17 protein-coding genes are annotated in these 20,661 nt (G+C 51.4%); 10 read left to right on the top strand and 7 right to left on the bottom strand.

Features of this window, described 5'->3' with window-relative positions; translation table 11 throughout:
- Positions 1-166: 166 nt before the first annotated feature.
- Positions 167-634 carry a Fur family transcriptional regulator gene (locus B036_RS0114710; protein ID WP_026232004.1) on the bottom strand — a complete coding sequence of 156 codons (468 nt, stop codon included), beginning with the start codon at positions 632-634 and terminating at the stop codon, positions 167-169.
- 120 nt (positions 635-754) lie between these two features.
- On the bottom strand, positions 755-2,983 hold the full coding sequence (locus B036_RS0114705) for a RelA/SpoT family protein (protein ID WP_020569490.1): 2,229 nt from the start codon (positions 2,981-2,983) through the stop codon (positions 755-757).
- A gap of 405 nt (positions 2,984-3,388) precedes the next feature.
- Here B036_RS0114705 and B036_RS0114700 point away from each other — a divergent pair, with 405 nt between their 5' ends.
- A complete protein-coding gene (locus B036_RS0114700) occupies positions 3,389-3,688 on the top strand; it encodes a T9SS type A sorting domain-containing protein (protein WP_020569489.1) in 300 nt (99 codons plus the stop codon).
- A gap of 105 nt (positions 3,689-3,793) precedes the next feature.
- Here B036_RS0114700 and B036_RS0114695 read toward each other — a convergent pair whose 3' ends face one another.
- The 3 genes from B036_RS0114695 to B036_RS0114685 all read right to left on the bottom strand — a co-directional run bounded on the left by B036_RS0114695 (position 3,794) and on the right by B036_RS0114685 (position 8,695).
- Positions 3,794-4,474 (bottom strand): hypothetical protein, encoded by a 681-nt coding sequence (locus B036_RS0114695; protein WP_020569488.1) that lies wholly within the window; start codon positions 4,472-4,474, stop codon positions 3,794-3,796.
- A 459-nt stretch (positions 4,475-4,933) separates the two neighbouring features.
- Positions 4,934-7,636: a histidine kinase gene (locus B036_RS0114690; RefSeq protein ID WP_020569487.1), complete on the bottom strand. Its 2,703-nt coding sequence runs from the start codon at positions 7,634-7,636 to the stop codon at positions 4,934-4,936.
- 324 nt (positions 7,637-7,960) lie between these two features.
- Positions 7,961-8,695, bottom strand: coding sequence for a phenylalanine 4-monooxygenase (locus tag B036_RS0114685; protein WP_020569486.1), 735 nt, complete (start codon positions 8,693-8,695; stop codon positions 7,961-7,963).
- A gap of 190 nt (positions 8,696-8,885) precedes the next feature.
- Here B036_RS0114685 and B036_RS0114675 point away from each other — a divergent pair, with 190 nt between their 5' ends.
- The 3 genes from B036_RS0114675 to B036_RS0114665 all read left to right on the top strand — a co-directional run bounded on the left by B036_RS0114675 (position 8,886) and on the right by B036_RS0114665 (position 12,277).
- A complete protein-coding gene (locus tag B036_RS0114675) occupies positions 8,886-10,079 on the top strand; it encodes an alkaline phosphatase (RefSeq protein ID WP_245557474.1) in 1,194 nt (397 codons plus the stop codon).
- 51 nt (positions 10,080-10,130) lie between these two features.
- Entirely contained in the window at positions 10,131-11,048 is a 918-nt protein-coding gene (locus B036_RS0114670) for a Spy/CpxP family protein refolding chaperone (RefSeq protein WP_020569483.1), read from the top strand.
- A 176-nt stretch (positions 11,049-11,224) separates the two neighbouring features.
- A complete protein-coding gene (locus B036_RS0114665) occupies positions 11,225-12,277 on the top strand; it encodes a fatty acid desaturase (protein ID WP_020569482.1) in 1,053 nt (350 codons plus the stop codon).
- Positions 12,278-12,462: 185 nt separating this feature from the next.
- Here the strand turns inward: B036_RS0114665 and B036_RS0114660 are convergent, their stop codons facing one another.
- Positions 12,463-13,701: an FtsX-like permease family protein gene (locus B036_RS0114660; RefSeq protein WP_020569481.1), complete on the bottom strand. Its 1,239-nt coding sequence runs from the start codon at positions 13,699-13,701 to the stop codon at positions 12,463-12,465.
- A gap of 95 nt (positions 13,702-13,796) precedes the next feature.
- On the bottom strand, positions 13,797-14,249 hold the full coding sequence (locus B036_RS0114655; RefSeq protein WP_020569480.1) for a MarR family winged helix-turn-helix transcriptional regulator: 453 nt from the start codon (positions 14,247-14,249) through the stop codon (positions 13,797-13,799).
- 268 nt (positions 14,250-14,517) lie between these two features.
- Between B036_RS0114655 and B036_RS0114650 the strand changes: the two genes are divergently transcribed.
- The 6 genes from B036_RS0114650 (at position 14,518) to B036_RS0114620 (ending at position 20,498) form a co-directional block, all read left to right on the top strand.
- Positions 14,518-15,204 (top strand): LolA family protein, encoded by a 687-nt coding sequence (locus B036_RS0114650; protein ID WP_020569479.1) that lies wholly within the window; start codon positions 14,518-14,520, stop codon positions 15,202-15,204.
- 110 nt (positions 15,205-15,314) lie between these two features.
- On the top strand, positions 15,315-16,688 hold the full coding sequence (locus B036_RS0114645; protein ID WP_020569478.1) for an NAD-dependent epimerase/dehydratase family protein: 1,374 nt from the start codon (positions 15,315-15,317) through the stop codon (positions 16,686-16,688).
- Between the two features lie 187 nt (positions 16,689-16,875).
- Positions 16,876-17,727, top strand: coding sequence for an aldo/keto reductase (locus B036_RS0114640; RefSeq protein ID WP_020569477.1), 852 nt, complete (start codon positions 16,876-16,878; stop codon positions 17,725-17,727).
- Between the two features lie 116 nt (positions 17,728-17,843).
- Positions 17,844-18,326: a GNAT family N-acetyltransferase gene (locus B036_RS0114630; protein WP_020569475.1), complete on the top strand. Its 483-nt coding sequence runs from the start codon at positions 17,844-17,846 to the stop codon at positions 18,324-18,326.
- A 250-nt stretch (positions 18,327-18,576) separates the two neighbouring features.
- Complete coding sequence (locus tag B036_RS0114625; protein ID WP_020569474.1) at positions 18,577-19,854, top strand: zinc metalloprotease; 1,278 nt, start codon at positions 18,577-18,579, stop codon at positions 19,852-19,854.
- Positions 19,851-20,498: an SDR family NAD(P)-dependent oxidoreductase gene (locus B036_RS0114620; protein WP_020569473.1), complete on the top strand. Its 648-nt coding sequence runs from the start codon at positions 19,851-19,853 to the stop codon at positions 20,496-20,498. The genes B036_RS0114625 and B036_RS0114620 overlap by 4 nt, the downstream gene beginning before the upstream one ends.
- Positions 20,499-20,661 lie beyond the last annotated feature (163 nt).

Genomic DNA, 20,661 nt, shown 5'->3' with positions numbered 1-20,661 from the left:
CTTGATTACGGACAACCGGTTGCACTTGCGCCCCGGCGGTTAGCCCTTAACTCCCGGACAGAAGAAAGTGTGCTCAGCATCAACTATTCCTCCGGCAAGGCCGGCAAAAATACGTAATTTGTTGTAAATGGGCCAACACTTACTTGGTTTTGTTTATGCAGCAGCGTTAGCTTTTCCGCGTCTTCTCGCAGCCTCCGGCACAATTGCCATAAAGATTGAGTGAATGCGAAGTCACTTCAAAGTTGAGTATCTCCCCCATCATGTTCTTAATTTGCTGTACCCGTGGGTCACAAAACTCCAGTACCTTACCACAGTTATTGCAGATCAGGTGATCATGCTGCTTGTAGCCGTAGCTCTTTTCGTACTGGGCCAGATTTTTACCAAATTGGTGCTTCTTCACCAGGTCACAACTCACTAGCAGCTCCAGGGTATTGTAGACCGTTGCCCGGGATACCCGGTAATTATTGGTCTTCATGTGGATGTAAAGCGACTCCGCATCGAAATGGTCCTCCCGGTTATAGATTTCTTCCAAAATAGCGTAGCGTTCAGGCGTACGGCGGGCCTTTCGCTCTTTTAAGTGAGCGCTGAAGAGGTCCTTAACCGTTTCAATGTCGGTGGTTGGGTTACTTTGCATAATTGTCAGGTTGCAGGTTTCAGGTTGCAGGTTGCAGGTTGCAGGTTTCAGGTTGCAGGTTGCAGGTTGCACATACGACAAGGTTGTAACCTGCAACATGCAACTTGCAACCTGCTGCACTTAATCCTCTTCCCGGGAAACGGTTGAAACGTGGTCTAAGTTTTTCAACCCCTGCATCGCCAGGTACAATTGGTCCTTGTTTTTAACCAACAGGCTGACATTGGCCTCAAAATAACCGTCGTTGCCGCTTATGCTGAAACTACGGATATTCAGGGCCATCTCCGTGATCTCATGGCTGATGCGCTCGATGACTCCCGTGCCACTATCCAGGCCCGTCAGTTTCAGGTTTACCACAAAGCTGCTTTCCGTGGTGCTTACCCATTCTGCCCGCATGATCCGGTAGCCGTAGTTGGCCATCAGGTTCTGTGCGTTTGGGCAGCGACTACGGTGGATTTTTAGGCCCGCGTTGGCCGTCAGGTAGGCAAAGACCTGATCGCCCTGCACCGGATGGCAGCAAGTAGCCATGGTGTATTCAAACTGGTCACCAGGCTCCCCGTTAATCAACAACCTGGAATGCCCCTTTTCTTTGTTGGCGGGGTTCCGCTTTCGGCCGCCTGGCAGCTGACCGGCAGATTCGTCCGGCAACTCTACTGCTTTAGCCACCAGCTTACCGTTCTCGACGATGAACGGTGCCATTACCTGAGCGACGGTAATGTGCTCCTGGGCGATGTTGTAAAACAGGTCAATGTGGCTACCTTCTGTATGGTATTTAGACAGTTGCTCGACGGCCAACCCGCTATCATCGATCCGGAGTTTTTTGAGGCGACGCAGCAGCGCCTCTTTGCCCAACTCCCCTTTTTCTTTCTTTTCCGCCTTCATCGCCTGGCGGATCTTGGCTTTTGCCTTTCCGGTTGTCACCAGTTTGAGCCAGCCTTCGTTGGGTTTCTGCTGCTTGTTGGTCACCACCTGGAGGCGATCACCGTTGCGTAGATTATAGCTAAGGGGTACGATTCTTTCATCCACCAATACACTTTGGCAATGGTACCCTACTTCAGTGTGCACGCTGAAGGCAAAGTCAAGCGCCGTGGCCCCCTTGGGCAGGGACTTCATGTCGCCGTCGGGTGTCCAGACGTAGACCTCCTCATTAAAGAAGGCGTTATCCCGGAAATCTCCCAGAAATTGGACGGTATCGCTGTTTGGATCATCGAGGATGTCCCGCACCGAGTCGAACCATTGTTCGTAGACGTCGGGCTGGTTACTCACACCTTTGTACTTCCAGTGCGCGGCAAAGCCACGCTCGGCAATCTCGTTCATCCGTTCACTCCGGATCTGCACCTCAACGAAGCGGGCCTCCGGGCCGGCAACCGTAGTGTGCAGACTTTCATAGCCGTTCGATTTCGGGATGGTCACCCAATCCTTCAGTCGTTCTGGCACCCCCTGGTACACATCCGTCACCACGCTGTAGCAAGCCCAACAGGCCAGCTTTTCTTTATTCACCGGCACATCCACTACTATACGAACGGCAAACAGGTCATAGATCTGTTCGAAAGGCACCTGCTTTTTCTTAAGCTTATTGGAAATACTGTAGATAGATTTCGGACGGCCATAGATGCGGTAGGGATAGTCCAGTTCGTCAAGTTTCTTGCGCAACGGCGCAATGAACCGTTCAATGTAGGCTTCGCGGGAAGTCTTTGTCTCCCGCAGTTTGCGGGCAACGGCCTGGTACTCATCGCGTTCCAGCACCTTCATGCAAAGATCTAAAAACTCCGAGCGGAAATTATAGAGGCCGAGCCGGTGCGCCAGCGGCGCATAGATATAACTCGTCTCCGCCGCGATCTTGAACTGCTTGTGCTCAGGCATGCTTTTGATCGTCCGCATATTGTGCAGGCGGTCGGCCATTTTGATGAGTACGATCCGCATGTCGATAATCAGCGTGCTCAGTACTTTTTTAAAGTTGGCGGCTTGCTGGCTCTCGTTGGTGTAGGCGCTGTCGAGCTTGGTAAGCCCCCCCACCATTTGGGCGATCCGTTCTCCGAATTCCTGGCGGATATCGTCGAGTGAAACGGGGGTGTCCTCCACCACGTCGTGGAGCAGGGCAGCACAAATAGCCGTGGGACCCAGCCCGATTTCCTCGGAGCAGATCCTGGCCACCGCTATAGGATGGTAGATGTAGGGTTCTCCCGATTTCCGCCGCTGGTACCGGTGGCTGTAATTAGCCAGCTTGAAGGCACGTTCCATTTGCTCCAGATCCGCCTTATTGGGTTTGTTCTGCAGGCAGGCGATCATCGCCTCGTAAGCCTCCCGGATGCCGGTTTGCTCTTCAATCGTCGTTTCGAGTACTTCCGCCATGAGTGAGTTAGAGAGTGGGAGAATTAAAGAAGGAGAGAATTAAATAATGGGGAACCAATGGATTAGGGAACGAGTAATTTAGCAGGTTCGTCCACCATCGCCCCTGCGATATTAACACGCAAATAGTAAAACAAGGTCCGTTTTTGGCGCACTTTTTTCAAAGTATGATATTTAGTCATTTTTAGCGAGGCCGCAGGTGCAAAGAAAGTTAAAGGAGCAGTTCTCCAACCTTAAAACACTGCTTTTGACTGAATATCGCCAATTTTAGATAAAATTCGACTTTTTTTATTTTTTTTCAAAAAATCCTCGCACCTACCCCTGAGTCCTTAGTTGAATGGGCAAAGCGTGCATCCCCGCATGCTTTAGTCACTTACTCTCTCATCGGACTTTTGAATTAAACCCAACATGAAAAACTTTACACTCTCTATCTTTTTCCTCTTCTTCAGCCTGGGCCTCGCGGCCCAGACCGCTACCGAAGATCTTCGCATTTTCCCCAACCCCGTCTCCACCACTTTTGAGATCGGTCACAGTGACCGCATTGCAAAGATCAACGTGATAAACATGATGGGGCGCGAAATCAAGGCATTTGACTACGCAGACAAGGAGACCTATAATATTGCCGAGCTTCCTCAGGGCATGTACCTCGTCCAGCTTAAGGACAAGGAAGACAAGGTTATCCACACCCAGCGCATTAAGAAAAACTGATTTTAAGTTCTATCCCGTTTTCATTATCCCAAAAAGAAAACGCCCGGGTTGCAGCTGCAACTCGGGCGTTCCGTTTTTCAAAAAAATCTGCTTGGTCAAGTTGGCCTAGAAATCCTTCAGCTTCCGCTTAGTAGCTTCGATCTTCTCGATCTGCGCCCCGATTTCACGCGTTTTGCTCTCCTGCTCACTGAGGTTGTTCTCGATATCAGCGCGGGCTTTTTCGATGGCGCGCTCAGCGTCTACGATGTCTTGCTCAAGCTTTTCCTTGTCCTTACGGATTCGTTCCAACTCTTTTTCCAAGTCCTTGAGGGCCTTTTCTTCCTCTTCCACCTGCATTTCGATCTGGGACTTGCTAACGGCCAGCGCAAAGCGCATCAGCATTTTTTCAGCCTCGATGTAGCGGCCGCTGTCTAGTTCGGGGCTGATATAGCCATCTGGAGTAGCAATCCAGATCGTCAATTCGCTGCCGCCACCGGAGGTGCGGATGGAACTGTACATGTCAACTTTTCCACCAGTGCTTACGCCCGGGATGGAGAAATTCAAGTGTTCCAGTTCGTTTTTGGTCTTCTTTACCTTCTTGGTTTTAACGCTGTAGTTGTCCTTCAGCCAATCGGACCAAAGCTTGTCCACCATCTTTTCGTCGGCAGTGGGTAGTTCAAGAATCATGGCATCGTTGGAACCACGGCTCATCGTCATGCGCTGGCTGGTTACCTGGGCGGAAACAACCTGGCTTCCGGCAAGTACTAGTAATAACATGAACGTAAGGGAGAAAAGTAAATCTTTCATCTTCATAATATAGTTGGTTCGTTGGTTTAGACGCGGTGGTTTACGTTGGTCACAAAAGACCGTTACTAAGGTACGATAAAATCTGGGCTCTGAGGACAAAGCCGATAAGCCATGTCATCAATTGAGCAAGTCAAACTAATGGCTTGATTCAGAAGTTTCGTTAGTAATTTCAGCAGATCCCGGAGGGATCGAAATGTATTTGCCCCGGGTGAGGCGGGACGCCTAACCCGGGGATTAGGGGAAGTTTTGCCACCTGGCGGCGCGCAGCGCCGCAACGGCTAAAGTCTCCTCAAACACCCCGGCTAAAAACCACTGCGCAGCTTTTCAGCCGGGGCAAATACAGTTCAACCACTCCGTGGTTAAAAGTATTTATCGAAAACTTTTGAACTCGACCACGAGCTGAAAGTTTGGGCAAGTGGCCAAATCGGAATTAAGCCAGCGTAGAACAGAACCTGCGTTTCACCAACTATCCACCGGAAAAAACAATTCCACCCGTGTCCCCGCCACAGTACCATTCTCGTGGGTGACATCAGAAATATCCAACCGCCCCTTCATTGCTTTCAGCCGTTGGCTGGTAACGTCGAGGGCGACAGATTGGTGGCCCGCAGGCCGGCCGGCTTTGCGCGCGGCGGCCGCTGCGCGGCCGACCCCATTGTCCGTTACCGTACACTGCATCCTGCGGCCGCGCATCAAAAAACGCACCTCAACATGCTTCGCACCTTCCTTAGCCGATAAGCCATGCAGCACCGCATTTTCCAAAAAAGGTTGCAGCAACATCGAAGGCATACTAACCTCCTCCGCTTCAACACCAACCGGCGGAATGATGGCAAACGTAAATTCAAACGGCTGACAAAATTGCTCCATTTTCAGGTATTCCTCGAGGGTGGAGATTTCCTCTGCCAGCGCAACGGTCTCTTGCCGGCTGTTATTGAGAATGCCCCGCATTAGGGTAGCAAACCGGGTGATCTGCGCCCGTGCCTCGGCGTCGTGTTGCCCATCCACCAGCCCCCGGATGCCGTTCAGGGCATTGAAGATGAAGTGAGGATTCATCTGGAGTTGTAAGGCCTTCTGCTCCAGCATCAATAATTGATTCTTTTCCTCCAGCCGCTTCCGCTTGCGGGCTTCTTCCCGCTGAATACGCCGATAAAAAGTATAGAAGCCTGCCACCACCAGCCCGGCAATCACCAGGGTCATCAAGCCAAGAAACCAACCTTGCCGCCATAAGGGAGCGGTGATAACGAAACTAAATTCGGCTGGCTCCCCCCAGGTCTTTCCATCGTCGGTCGTTGCCCTGGTTTTAAAGTGGTAGCGTCCTGGTGCCAACCCCGCGTACCGAACGGCCGTTTCGGCGGCCGCCGGCGACCAATCCGGATCGGCACCAACAAGTTGCCACTGATAACGCAATCGGTTCGGGTAGGTCAGGTCAACGGCTCCGAAGCGAAAATTGAAGTGATTATTGGTCGCCGTGAAGACGGGCGTCTCCCGCTCCAAACGATAGTCGGTTGGCTGTAACGGTGCGTAAAAAAGGCTGATGCCTTGCAGGATCGTGGGGGGTGGTGGCAAGTAGCCATCACCATCATCAGGGACGTAGCGAACGAGACCGTCGGAGGTGCCGAAATACAGCAAACCATCGGTAGTGCCACAGGTAGCGGCTCCCGCTATGGTTTCGGCTGCGGGAAACCCTTCGGCCCTGCCGTAACGTCTTCGCCAGTCGGGCCGACCATCGCGATCCAGAAAAATCTGCTCCAGGCCTCGATCGGTGCCCAGCCAAACCTCTGAACGATCATCCGGCAGTAAGATTTGTCGGATGTTGGTGGAGGCGGGCCCCAGGCGGGATGGGAGGGCGACAAAAGCAGGTTTGATCATTCGCAGATCCGTATAGAACAATCCCTTACCGTTCACAGCGACCCAAAGTTGGGTATTGCGCCTGAGGGCCATGGTCGTAATTTCCCCGGTCGGCAGCCCATGGCCTGGACCATACTCCACTATCAGCCTGCCTGGCCGCCAGCGCAGGATACCGCCTCCGGCATTGGCCAGCAACAAATCTCCGTCGGGCAGGCGAAGTGCTGAAGTGGATTCAGCAAGGGGTAGTCCTTCCTCTGGACCGTAGCGGGCCACGGCAAACAGGGAGTCTTCGTAGCGGATATAGCCTACGCCCTGGTCATAGCTAATGGCCCAAATCCCGCCTTCGGGGTCTGGCAAAAGCGCCAACAACCGGTCATCCGGCAGGCCGGAGCGACTGGTTAATTGCTCTACCCGTAAGCTGTCAGGGCAGAGCACCGTGATGCCGCGGCCATTAGTCGCCGTATAGATCCAACCGGCAGTGTCACGGGCAATGGCCGTGATCTGCGTTCTCAGGGTGGGATCATCGACGGGTGGGCGGGCGAAGCCTGCACTGTCGAGGTATTGCAGGCCGTTACGATCCAGGCCCAGCCAAAGCAGGCCAGCCTCGCCAGCAGCAATGGCGGTGATGCGGCTGCCAGCCAGGCCAGCCTCGCCCTGGGCGAAATGGCGGATACCGGTGGGGATCATCCGGGCCAGGCCGCCATCGGTACCGATCCAGTTCCGGCCCTGCCGGTCGGTGATGATGGCCGTTATTCGATTACCCGGCAGATCATTGGGTGCGGTGTAGTGCTCCAGAATTTGTCCCTGTGGGTCAAGCAGGAGTAAGCCTTCCATGGTACCTGCGAGGAAGTTCTTTCCCACAGCTCCCAAGGCTGTGAACACTGGCAGGAAAGGATTAGTAGCGTGCAGTCGATCCTCAGCACGCGCAAGGTCAGGACCTGACTCAGGTGTTATTAGGCCGGGCATTTCAACGCCGGTGAATTTTGCTGAATCTATGGGGTAATTGAAAATCCCGTGGTCGGAGTGTATAATAACCGCTCCGTAAGAATCGAGAGAAATGGCCTTAATGAAATTTCCCGGCCAGCCCATCTCCCGGCTCATGTTGGTGAAGGTTTCACCGTCAAACCTTGCCACACCTCCCCCATCAGTTCCGACCCAGAGATAACCAAGGGCATCTTCCGCCAGGACGCTCACTTCGGATGCAGGTAAGCCATCGCCCACCGTCCAGGAGAGGAATCCGTAGGGTTGGGCCAAGGCGAAAGCGGGAATAAAGAAGAGAATGGGAATAATCAGGCGCACCCATGCAAGGTAAGGCATGCGGGGGACTGCTTATTGGTGTCCGGCGGATTTTTATAAAAGTGAAGGAGAGAAGGGAGGGGGGATATAATAGGTACCGCTCACTGCCCTCTCCTGGACGAGCAAGCGTAGCGCAGGTAGTGACAAGAGCGGTAGCGATTCACTACATCATTCATGGTGCCAACTCAGTTTGCGCGGCCGCAGGTGCAAAATACGGTTGAGAGGCAATGAACACACAGCTAAAGTCCGGGCATAATGCCTCTAAGAAAGGCAAGTGGACTGTGCCCCGAGGTTTTCCTAATGCAGGCTGGCGCTTTCCGGGGCACCGCCCATTCTCTCCTGAGGTTAAGCCCAGCGGGCTTCCAGTTCATCAACGACTTTCCAGAGTTCGGCAAAATCACGAATGGCAAAATACTTCATCTGCACTTCGGTAATGACGAAGTCTTGTGCGAGTACTGTATCGAGGTCGAAGGGGACCACTTGTACTTCAGGGTTCTGAAAGACGTGTTTGGTCTCTCCGTAGCTGCTGCAGATACCGGCGCCGTAGACTTTCAGTTCACCGTCTTCCTGCCGAAGAACACCGAATTCGATGGTGAACCAGTAAAGGCGTTGCAGCTGGGTGACCCGCTCTTCGTCGTCGGCGTATTTGACGCCGAGAGCGCCAAGACGTTGGGCAAATTCGGCGTAGTCTTTATTAAGGTAGAGTGGTATGTGGCCAAAGATATCGTGGAACATATCAGGCTCTTCGAGGTAATCCATTTGATCCTCGCTTCGCAGCCAGGTGCTGGAGCAGAACCTGCGGTTAGACAGGAGCTCAAAAAATTCGTTTACCGGCAAAAAGCCGGGAACAACCTTGATGGACCACCCGTGAGCGGCAGCAAGGCGCTCATTTAAGTCAGTAAAACGTGGTGGATGGTTAGGGCTGAGGACCGGGTGGAGTTCATCTAGGCATTGTAGGTAATCAGCAGAGGCAACCGCGCGCAGCGCGGTGAGTTGGCGTTCGGCAAGTTGCTTCCACACTGCGTAGTCCGCAGGAGCGTAAGCATCGTAATCCTGGTAGTTGGAGAAAGTTGCAGTCATGACTAAGCTTTGATTAGTATAATAAAGATAGTGCGGCAAATGTTGTCTTGGCAAATAAATTTTATCATTTGTCAAAATTTGACTTTTCTGTTGAATTGTTGACGGGACACGCTGAGCGGCAAGTGCCTAACTTTCATTGTATTGACTTAAAATTGACCACATCCACTGGCTGCAATATTATCTTTGCTGGATGAACTTAAAAGTCGCCCTCTCCTGCTTTAGTCTTAGCTTCCTGATGATGAGTTGTCCGCCGGTTCCTACCGATACGGTAGGAGGCACCACCACAACAGTCAATGCGCCTGCCACTCCCGCCACGGCACCTACCCCGATAGCGATCGAGTCGCCTGACGGAACAATGGCTAAGGTGCGCCGTCCGAAAAACATTATTCTGATGATTGGAGACGGTATGGGCATCACCCAGATTTCAGCTGGGTTGTACAGCAACGAAAATAAATTGAACCTGGAGCGGTTTCCATTCATCGGCCTCCACAAGTCCTACAGTGGAGATAACCTGGTTACCGATTCTGCGGCTGGTGCCACCGCCTTCAGTGCCGGCGTTAAAAGCTATAACGGTGCCATTGGTGTGGATATAGACACTCTTCCTGTCGTCACCATCCTGGAGCTTGCCGAGGCTGCAGGCCTACCTACTGGCATGGTATCCACCAGTTCGGTAGTACACGCTACTCCGGCAAGTTTCATTGCTCACAACCGCCTGCGAAAAAATTATGAGGAGATCGCCAAGGATTTCATGAATACGGAAATCGACCTCCTCATCGGCGGCGGCGCGAAATTCTTTAACCGGCGGACGATGGATGATCGCCAGCTTGGTACTGAGCTTCAAAATCGCAATTACGTGGTCGAGAACTTCGTCAAAAAAGATATTCAGGACATCAGCCCTTCAGCAATTAAGAACTACGTCTACTTCACCGCTGACGCCGAACCTCTTCCCTTCTCTCAGGGCCGGGATTACCTGGTACCCGCAGCGCGGATAGCGACGAACTTCCTCAACAAGAGAGACACCAAAAACAAAGGATTTTTCCTGATGATCGAGGGGTCTCAGATCGATTGGGGTGGCCACGCCAACAAAAGCGATTACATCATCTCCGAAATGATTGAATTCGACAATGCCATCGGAGCGGTGCTGGATTTTGCGGAACGCGACGGGGAGACTTTAGTAATTGTAACTGCGGATCACGAAACGGGTGGATACGCCATTCAAAACGGTTCCAAAATGGGAGCAATAGATGGTGCCTTTACTTCAGATTACCATACGGCTGACCTCATCCCTGTTTTTGCCTACGGTCCTGGCGCGGAAGCCTTTGCCGGGATTTACGAGAATACCGCCATTTTCGACAAAATGAAAGAATTATTTGGCTTCAATTAAACCTTGGCTTTTTCTCATCATCTAATTTGCGAACCATAAAAAATTGATTCCATGCGTAAATTAATGATGACCGCTCTGTTTTTGCTAATAGCGGTCTCCATCGTTGCCGCCCAGCCAGGACAAGGTAAAAAAGGCACCAAAAAGCCCGACCTTTACTCACAGCTAGATCTCACGGCCGAGCAGCAAGAGCAAATCAAAACCATCAAGATGGAGGCCCGGACCAAGGCCAAAGCCTCCAGAGAGCAGGCACAGGAAACCAAGCCGGACCGGACAGCCATGAAACAACTCCGGGAAGAAAACCGGCAAGCTATTGAAGCAGTCTTAACCCCCGTGCAAAAGGAAAAGCTTGCAAAAGTAAGGGCTGAAAGAAAGGCTGCATGGGAATCGGTAGACAAAGCGGCCATGAAGCAGGAGATGAAGGCACACCAAGAGAATGAAGTTATTCCGGTCATAAAGGCTGCCCGGGGACAGTTGAACCAGTTCATCTCCGCTGAAGACCAAGAAGCACTCGTTCGGCTGCGGGAGGTGTTTAAAACTCAGCGCCAGACAAATCTTCGGGGTCAGAAGGAAGCCGGAAGCCGGGCCCAGCGCCCGACGCCAGAGCAGATGGAAAACGTGAAAGCGGAACGCCTGGCGTGGCGGGAAGCCCACAGCACAGAAATCACCGAGCTTAAAGCTCTTACGACTAAGTATGAGGCCGATCTGAAGCGCATCCAGGCGCGTTTGCAGCCACAAATGGAAGCCTGGCAAAAAGAGAAAAAAGAGATTATGCGCTCTTACCTACCAGAAGATGCTCCTCAAAAGGCTGAATCTAATCGGTCCGGAAAGCCAGGACAAGGCACCGCGCAGAAGCATCGTGGACACAAGCCCGGGAAGGCGGACGGGAAAGATAGCGCGAAAAGGTCAGGAATAGCAGGGGGTAAAGGCGGGTGGCCGAAAGCGGCAGCGTTCCTGCTGATGGAAGGTTAAAACACTTCTTTGCTTACATACGTTATATAATTGTCCCCGGCCTGAAGCATATGCCTTTGGCCGGGGTCAGTGTTTTGTAAAAGATCTTTTCAGTATTCTACGGCTCGAAAGGATTTCTTACCTTGTGGCTTGGTTACCAGAAGCCCGGACATTTCATCATTAAAAACTCATAGCGCGTGCAAAGTTCTATCGATAAAAGCCCTGAGGACATCAATCAGGGACTGCAGCATTGGAAAGCCATCGTTGCCAAGTATCAAAAAGCTGATACCGGACGAGCAATTGGTCAAATCTTCAGCAGTTTCGGCCCCTTCGTTGCACTTTGGATTGCAATGTATTTCAGTGTGGACTATTCCATTTGGCTGACCATCGGGCTCGGTGCAATCAATGCATTCTTTTTGGTTCGCATTTTCATCATTCAGCATGATTGTGGTCACTACTCTTTCCTCAAGAAGCGCAGCGTAAACGACGCCATTGGCTTTGTTTGTTCTTTCTTCAGTTCCATACCTTATACTTACTGGGCCCGTGTGCACAGTTTTCACCACGGACACACCGGTCAGTTAGAACATCGTGACATTGGTGACATCGATTTCCTTACGGTAGAAGAATACCGTGAGCTAGACAAATGGGGTCGTTTTAAGTACCGGATGTTCCGCTCTCCGGTCGTCCTGTTCATCATTGTACCGGTTATATACCTCGGGGTGATGTTGCGTATTCCCTCCATCACTTTTGAAGGCTGGAGCCCGATTCACCGTAAGCAACACCTCAATAATTTCCTGATTGCTGCCGTCTACGTTGGCCTTGGCTTCCTGCTTGGCTGGAAAGCTTTCCTGATCGTACAGGGTTCTATCATCTTCTTTTTCGGCATTATTGCTTTTTGGTTCTTCTACGTACAACACCAGCACGAGCATACTTACATGCAGTGGACCAAGAACTGGGACTACCTTACCGCTGCCATCAAAGGTGCCTCTTTTTACAAATTGCCCCGTTTCCTGCACTTCCTGACCGGTAACATCGGCTACCACCACATCCACCACCTTTCCAGCCGGATCCCAAATTATAACCTTCGCCGTTGTGCGAAGGAAAATCCGGTACTTCAGCGCTATGTGACTAAGGTCGGCTTTATTCAAAGCCTGCCAATGATGTTCAATAAGCTGTGGGACGAAGAGAAACAGCGGATGATTACTTTCCGGGAATTCTACCGGGCAGAGGCTAAGTTGCGCATGGCCTGATCTACCGTATTCCGTTAAAACAGTAAAGCCCCCTACACATTCATTTGTGTTGGGGGCTTTGTTGTTTTGTTTCATTTGGACTTAGGATATTCCGCTTAGCCCAGGCATTCCGGACGCTGCTTTTCAGCTCCTGGGGGCCCCTGAATCCTATCTATCCTCAGTTATTCAATAACACCACCACTGGCTCACTCCTCCATGATCACCGCATCAATCTTCCCCGCGCGCTGCGCGGGCAACAGGGAAGCGATCAGGCCAATTATCAATACCGTGCCGGCGACTACGGGGAAATCATACCAACGAAAGGAGATAGGATAGGCTTCCTGCATCATACCTGGAAGACTGATGAGGCCAAACGTTTTCTGTAACAGGAACAAGCCCGAAGCGAGGGCAAAGCCCGTAACTAAGCCGAGGCCACAAAGCAGAAGGCCAACCCGGATGAACACACCTGAAACATTTCCGCTGGTCATCCCCAGGCTCCTTAAGATAGAGATGTCACGTTTTTTTTCCAGCACGATCATCCAAAGAGCTCCCACCAGGTTAAAGCTGATCAAAACCATCATCAGGCTGACAATGGCAAAACCAACCCATTTCTCGACCTTCATCAACTTAAGGATACTGTTTTCCTGTTCGTATCGATTCTTAACCTGAAAGCCAGGGCCCATGTAGGCCTGGATTCGTCGATAGGTGTCTTTGGTTTGAAAGCCTGGAGCTAACCTTAGTTCCAATGAAGACACCGTAGAGTCACTGGCACTCAGCAATTCTCTTGCCTTGGCAATACTGACCAGTACCGCCTGATTCTCAAATGCCTCCTGGCTACGGATGATCCCGGTAGGCTGAAAATCCCGTCGCAGATAGTTACTTCTTCCAGTAGTAAGGAAGCTGCTTCCTTTCGGCTTTGGCCGAAGCATAAAGACCGTTAGGCGCTCAAACTGATTTAGTGGATCAATGCCCAGAACAATAGAGAGTTGGTTGCCAACAATGGCGCCAGATTCTTTGCCATCGGAAAGGTCCAGGTCATATTTCCCTTCCCGGACCATGGTATCTATTCCATTTATTTTCGGATAAAAGCTGTCAACCCCCTTGATGTGCGCGGCACTTTGCTTGTCGTCATAGCTAAAAATGGCTGTTTCTTCCAGGGTTTGAGCAACCACTTCAACGCCCTCCAACTGGTAGAGCCCTTGAAGCGTTTCCTCGTCCAGCTCAAAGCTTTTTCCTTCCGTTGCAACGATGCGAACATCTGGGTTCAGGTTATTGAACATCCCCAGAAAGAGGTCTTCGAAGCCATTGAATACACTGAGTAGAAGCAATAACGCCGCTGCGCCGATTGCCACCCCGAAAGCGGCGATCAACGTGATAATATTAATCGCATTCGTTGACTTGCTGGCAAACAAGTAACGCCAGGCCATTTTGGCGGGTAAATTCATGGCTTAAAGGTATAATGCATAAAGGCATGGAAGGTAACCTGTGACCAGGATACCCTGGCTACACCAACATAAGCGACAAAAATTATGAAATATTACTACTTAAGCTGAGATAACAGCAAATTGAGTTGGAGTATCTCATTGGGGCTTAGCCGGTCGTTGATCAACTGATCGAACTGTTCTTTACCCATATCAATTTTTTTCAGTAACCTCAGCCCCGCATCAGAAATCCTGACCCGGTTGCTACGACGATCGTAGTCGGAAGGAAATTTATCCAAATAGCCTTTCTTGACCAACCGGTCAATCAATCTACTTGCGTCAGACATTTTATCTGCCAGACTATCCCGAACCTCCTGAATCGAAGCTGATTCAGGGCTACTATGAGCAAGATTTTTCAGGATGTTGTGTTGCTTCGGAGTTATACCAAAAGGTTGTAGCAATTGACGGGTACCATTGTTTAGCCAACTACAAGATTGCAATAGGTTATAACGAAGCTCCTGAATCTCACTTTTTACACGGTCATTATTACCGAATTGATTATTATTAGTCATCAAATTTTTATTAAAAAATTTTACTAATTGATACTATATGGTGTTTTAAACAAGGCAGATAAAGTAACGAGACAAAAATCCGCTACTGTTTACTCAAGGTCATAGGGAAGAGATATGTTTCACATCAAGCAAAAATTAAGCTACAAAGCCTAAAATACGCTCAAATATACCTCCTGTGCACGTCCTATATGTTTAACGGGACATTAACGCCTCTGTTCACATCCTTGCTCTCTTTACTGCGTTATAGTCGTATCAAATAGTCACCCCCATGAAAATTTACGCACTTTTTCTAGCCCTCTTTGTCCTTTGCGGAACCTCCTTATTGGCTCAGGAAAAACAATACACGAACGCCCAGGATAGTGATCCTGAAGCGATTGCCCTAATTAACAGCATACGCAGCAAGTACGATGCGTATAAGACGATGGAGGCGGACTTTATGCTTGACATCGCCTTTCCCGGCCAGCGGATAGAGTCCCAAACAGGCAAAATCAAACGCCAGGGCGACCTCGTTCGCTTTAAGCTGGGAGACCAGGAGGGAATCATTAATGCTAAAGCTGCCTACATCATTCAGCACGGCAATAAGGAAGTCATGATCAACAACCTCCCGGATCCGGAGGAAACAAATGGCATGCTCACTCCTCAGACCTTGTTCAACTTTTACAAAGGCGATAACTATATCCTCGCGCTTCAGGGCCAGGAGGTAGTTAACGGCCGTATGCTGCAGGCGATCGAGCTTAAGCCCACGAACCGCAATAACAGCGAATTCACCAAGCTCCGTCTCATGGTCGACAAGGCAAAAAAGGAACTGGTCTCCATCAAAGCCTTCACCCCCGATGGTGCCAATTTCACCTTTCAACTGAAGGGAACTAAAGGCAACGTTGCCCTGGCCGCAGCCACTTTCACCTTTAATAAAGACGAATTCCCCGGTTACCACGTGGAAGACCTCAGGTATTAGGTCGGATTATCAAGTTGTCGGGTTGTCCAGTTATTGGGTTGTCGTTCTACTGACACCTTGATAACTTGACAACCCGACAACATTGTGCGCCTCTTCCTTCTTTATACGGTATGCCAAGACCTACTGTAGTTATTGCCGGTGCCACCGGATTTATTGGCCGCTGGTTCATCGAGCGGTTCCACCAGGAATATCGGATCATTGCCCTCAGCAGAGGGGAAATGCAACCTGACCCTGGCTACGACAAGGCAGAATGGCGACAGGTAGAGCTGTATTCCCTCAGTAGTACGGAAGCAGCGCTATCCGGAGCTGATTACGCCGTTTACCTGGTACACTCAATGGTTCCGACCACGCGATTGCACCAGGGGGGCTTTGAAGATACAGACCTCTTGTTGGCCGATAACTTCGGCCGGGCAGCCAAAGCCAACGGGCTGAAGCAAATTCTTTTCATGGGTGGTTTACTCCCCGAGCATGAGACCACAGACCAGCTTAGCAGGCACCTGCGCAGCAGGTGGGAAGTGGAACAAACACTTGGGGCGGCCGGGGTTCCGGTAACTGCCTTGCGGGCTGGCATCATCGTCGGGGCAGAAGGGTCTTCCTTCACTATGATCCGCAAATTGGTCGAGCGTCTCCCCATTCTTATTTGCCCCGCCTGGTGCCAGTCTGCCACGCATCCGATCGAGCTGGATGACGCCCTGCGCATGATGCAATTGGTTTTGGGAAAAGAAGAGATGTACAACCGGGCCTTCGACATTGGTGGGGCTCACGCCACGACCTATATGGAGATGATTCGCACCGTGGCGGAGCTCCTGGATAAAAAGCGCATCATCCGGCCGGTGAGGTTTTTCAGCCCTGGTTTTTCTACCTTTTGGGTCAGCTTGTTTACCGACAATAGCCAGGCGCTGGTTTCCCCTCTCGTGGAAAGCCTGCGGCACGACCTGATTGCGACGCCAAATGAATTATTGGCTGCTTTCCCGGATCGAAAAGACTTCAGAACCGCTGCCCGCCGGGCTTTATTTGGCAAGGAAAAACTACCTGCCTTACCAAAGCGGAAAAAAATAGCTGACAAAGAGAAAAATACGGTACGAAGTGTGCAGCGCCTGCCCAACCCAAGGGCCCACTCCGCCACCTATGTAGCCAGGATTTATCAACGCTGGCTGCCGATTTTTTTTCGAACACTGATTAATGTCACTAGCGATGGCGACGTTTCCACCTTTAGCTTTTTGTCGGTCCCGCTATTACAATTACAGTTCATCCCTGATCGGAGCGACGACAATCGCCAGCTATTCTACATCAATGGCGGACGACTCGTTCGCCGCAAAGACTATGGCTGGTTGGAGTTCCGGCGGGTGCTTGACGGAGCGTACGTCATCTCGGCTATCCACGAGTTCGTACCCGCACTCCCATGGTACTTGTATGTGCTTACCCAGGCCCGGGCGCATGCGGTCGTAATGGATCGGTTTGGGCGGTACTTAGCTAAAAAATAGTGCCTTAAAGTATTTTGGGGCGCGGGCGCGGGTGCCGATTTTGGGATTAAGGAAGCAGGGTTTGGGGCGGCTGATGTAATTCCGCCATACGCAAAGCAGGAAGGAAGGGTCTTTCTGCCTTCTGGCCCCCGCTTCTTTAGCCCCTCCACTGCACCTGCGGCCGCGCCCAAAAGACAATCTCCCCCCCATGAAAAACCCCACGAGCCATAACGACGTTACTTCTTGCATGAAAACCATTAAACTTAACAACGGCCTCAAAATTCCCCAGTTAGGTCTGGGCGTTTGGCAATCCGGTAACGGACAAGAAGCAATTGACGCCATCCATTGGGCGCTTGCAGCCGGCTACCGGCACATTGACACCGCCAGTATTTATAAAAATGAAGAGGCTGTAGGCGAAGCCATTCGTACTGCCGACGTTCCCCGGGAGGACATCTGGCTGACCACTAAAATATGGAACGACGACATCCGTGCCGGGCGTACCACCGAAGCACTGGAGGAAGCGCTGGCCCGACTGGGTACGGATTATGTTGACTTACTATTGCTCCACTGGCCGGTGGACGGTTATATGGCCGCCTGGATGGCCCTGGAGCAGGCACTTGCGGCCGGTAAAGTCCGGGCCATTGGACTGAGCAATTTCATGGAAGAGCACCTGACGGACATCATCGAACAGGGGGAGATCCTGCCCGCCGTCAACCAAATCGAATTCCATCCTTACCTGGTACAGGCAGATGCCATCAGCTATTGCGATATGCACAATATTGCCATCACTGCCTGGAGTCCGCTGATGCAGGGCAACTTTTTGAAAGAGCCACTCTTTGCCGAAATTGGCGCGGCCTACGGTAAAACACCGGCCCAGGTGGTGCTTCGTTGGTGCCTGCAAAATGACATCATTATTATTCCAAAGTCAACCAACCAGGGGCGGATCAAAGAGAACAGCGAAATCTTCGATTTCGAACTTTCCGAAGATCACATGATTGCCATTGACGAGTTAGAGAAGGGAGAACACTTTGGCCCCGATCCAAATGACTTTGACTTTTAGTGCTTACAAAACGAAGTTTACTGAACCTTATACCATCATAGCACTGAACTTCATTTTGCAGGCACTGGTGGATAACCGTACTTTACTGCCGCCTTACTGAGCTAATTAACCAAACTATGGACCTGAGCTTTCATCCGTTGGAAAACACCACAACCGCCTTTTTCCACGATATTTTCCACTCCTCTTTTTACAATCCCCCCGGTGCGCCACCAATACCGTTCGATACGATCCGGCACCCCGAGATGCGCCGGTACTACGAGTACTGGGGAAAGGAGGGCGACCTTGGTTTCATCGTTAAAAGAGATGGTGAGGAAATCGGCGCCATCTGGTCTCGCCTTTTCACCAAAGCGGAACCCGGTTATGGCTTCGTTGCCGAGGACGTCCCGGAACTGGGCATCGCCATTAAAAAAGGGCTGCGTGGTGCTGGCATCGGCCAACAGCTGATCGATCATTTACTAAAGGCACTTCGCGAAAGAGGGGACAAACAGGTTTCCCTGAGTGTGCATGGAGATAACCATGCCGCACAATGGTATCAGCGAATGGGCTTCCGAACCGTTGCGTTCGACGGCAAGACGATGACGATGGTGCTGGATCTTTAGTTTTCAGGCATCAGGGTTTAGTATTCAGGGGCCAGTAATCAGTTTTCAGGCAGCAGGATTCAGGAACCAGCATTCTGGGGTCAGGAACCAGCATCCGGATGGGGCAGGCTTTAGCCTTGGGTCTTGTCCCTGAATGTTGTCTGCGGAGCTTTGAAACCTGACGACTGAATGCTGAATCCTAAAATCTGAACCCTGGTTCCTGAATACTAAATCCTACTTACTGATTCCTGACCACTTATGCCTCTCTCCTATGCTTCGTTTCCTTCTCTTACTTCTTCTCCCCCTGCTGGCTTTGGCCTGCAAGCCAAAGCCAGTACCGGCCAGTAAATTGGTCTCCTTAGACCCGGATGAGCCATTTACCTACGAGCGATTACGTCCGGAAGGCGTACTAAGGCTAGAGGAGTTTAATTTTCCAAAAAACAGTCAGAAGGATCCGTCACATTATCTGCCCGACACGACCAATGAGCGTTACCTCCCCATCCGATACCTCCTGGTGAACTTCCACATCATGAACAGTTCCGATACCTTGTACCCATTGTACGGGGAGTCGGCGGTTAAGAACATCAAGGAGGTTCTGAATTCCACCAATGGATTGATGAATGCTCAGCCAGAGCTGTGGCTCAAGCCTGACAATATGGAGGTGCCGGCTTTACCAAAACGGGTGCTGTTTAACCTGGCAACAAAACCAGGAACCGAGGAACCCGCCATTTACGAGCATTACGATGATGAGCTGTATGGCTACCTCCACAACGGGAAACACCGAAACCGGGCCGACCGTGGTGTAATCAACAAATATGCGGTCAACAAGGACTCTGTATTAAACATCTTCATCATGGGGCCACCCCGGGATAGCCTGACGAGCAGCACCTTTCGTTCGCCGGGCACTGATGGCATATACCTGGGCGATGCTATCAAGGTGACCGGATGGCTGGAGAACAACCGTCCGCCGTGGGAACTTCGAGGTATTGTCGCGCACGAAATCGGGCACGCCCTCACCCTTGGCCACGCCTGGACGCAGGATGGCTGTGATGACACACCAACCCACCGAAACGATTACTGGAGTCGGCGGGGAAAGAATACCGGCCCCGGTAAAACCAGCAATAACCTAATGGACTACAGCAATCGGCAGGAGGCACTTACGCCCTGCCAGATCGGGCGAATGCACGCTGCGATGAGCGACATCAACGGCAGGCAGCGAAAATGGGTACTGCCCTACTGGTGCAAGTACAATCCGAACGAGCCCGTACGGGTAACGAAAGACCTGAACTGGGAAGGTGCCCGGGATTTCAATACCGATATTTTTATCCGTCGGGGGCATACCCTGCGCATCAATAACCGTATTCACTTGCCGGAACGGGCCGTTATCCACGTTGATCCCGGTGCACGATTGCTCCTGGGGCCAGATGCCATCATCCACAGTGACTGTGGGGGCGAATGGGGAGGTATCAAGATTGGGGTTACGGAGAGTGGTTACCGTGGAGAGGTTGTCGTAGAAGAAGGCGCCATCTTCCTCAATGAGAAGGCATGAGCCGGCAGAACGTACTGATAACCGGGGCTACCCGGGGCATTGGTCGTGCTTGCGTTGAATACTTCGTACGATCGGGTTGGGAGGTAACTGGAGTAGCACGCTCAGCTACTGCACTCGCGCAACTACGAGAGGAGCTTGGAGGGGCAGTGCAAATCATACAAGCGGACCTGACGACAAAGGCAGGGATTGCAGCTGTACCACAAAAGTATTTTGACGCCATCATACTGAATGCGGCCACCTTCGCTCCCGGAGAATTGCTGCGCGGAGAAGACAAGTTCGAGCAGCTTTGGAAACTTAACGTCCGGTCCAATCATCGTTTAATGCGTAGAATACTCCCTGAATTACGCAAAAAGGGACGAGGGCACCTGGTGGTGATTGGATCACTTGGCACTGATTACTGGCCGCCCCACCTTACTGCCTACGTGGCAACCAAATATGCGCTGCGGGGCCTCTTCCTCGGCTGGGAGGCTGAGCTAAAAGGTAGTGGTATTCGAACAACACTGGTAGCACCCGGCGCGACCCTCACCTCCAGCTGGGACAACGAAGAACCTCCTTTGGAAATATTATTACCCCGGCAGGTTGCGGAATTCGTTGGGATGGCAATTGAGGACGGACGGGAAGGGCGGCTGGTTATCGAGGTTTAGTACTATGCTCCATGAGCTAAACCACCACCAGTCACCTCTGCAACACTTCGACGACAGTCACCCAAAGCTCCCCCAGAACCGACAAACATGAGTCATCCCGAATTTTGAGCCCACATTAAAGTGAGGCAAATCGAGATGGCCATTCTAAGTCTGTAGAGCGGTA

The sequence above is a fragment of the Neolewinella persica DSM 23188 genome, assembly GCF_000373105.1.
GTDB classification, from domain to species: domain Bacteria; phylum Bacteroidota; class Bacteroidia; order Chitinophagales; family Saprospiraceae; genus Neolewinella; species Neolewinella persica.
The sequence above is the reverse complement of the archived record's forward strand: the minus strand, read 5'-3'. Positions and strand labels throughout refer to the sequence as shown.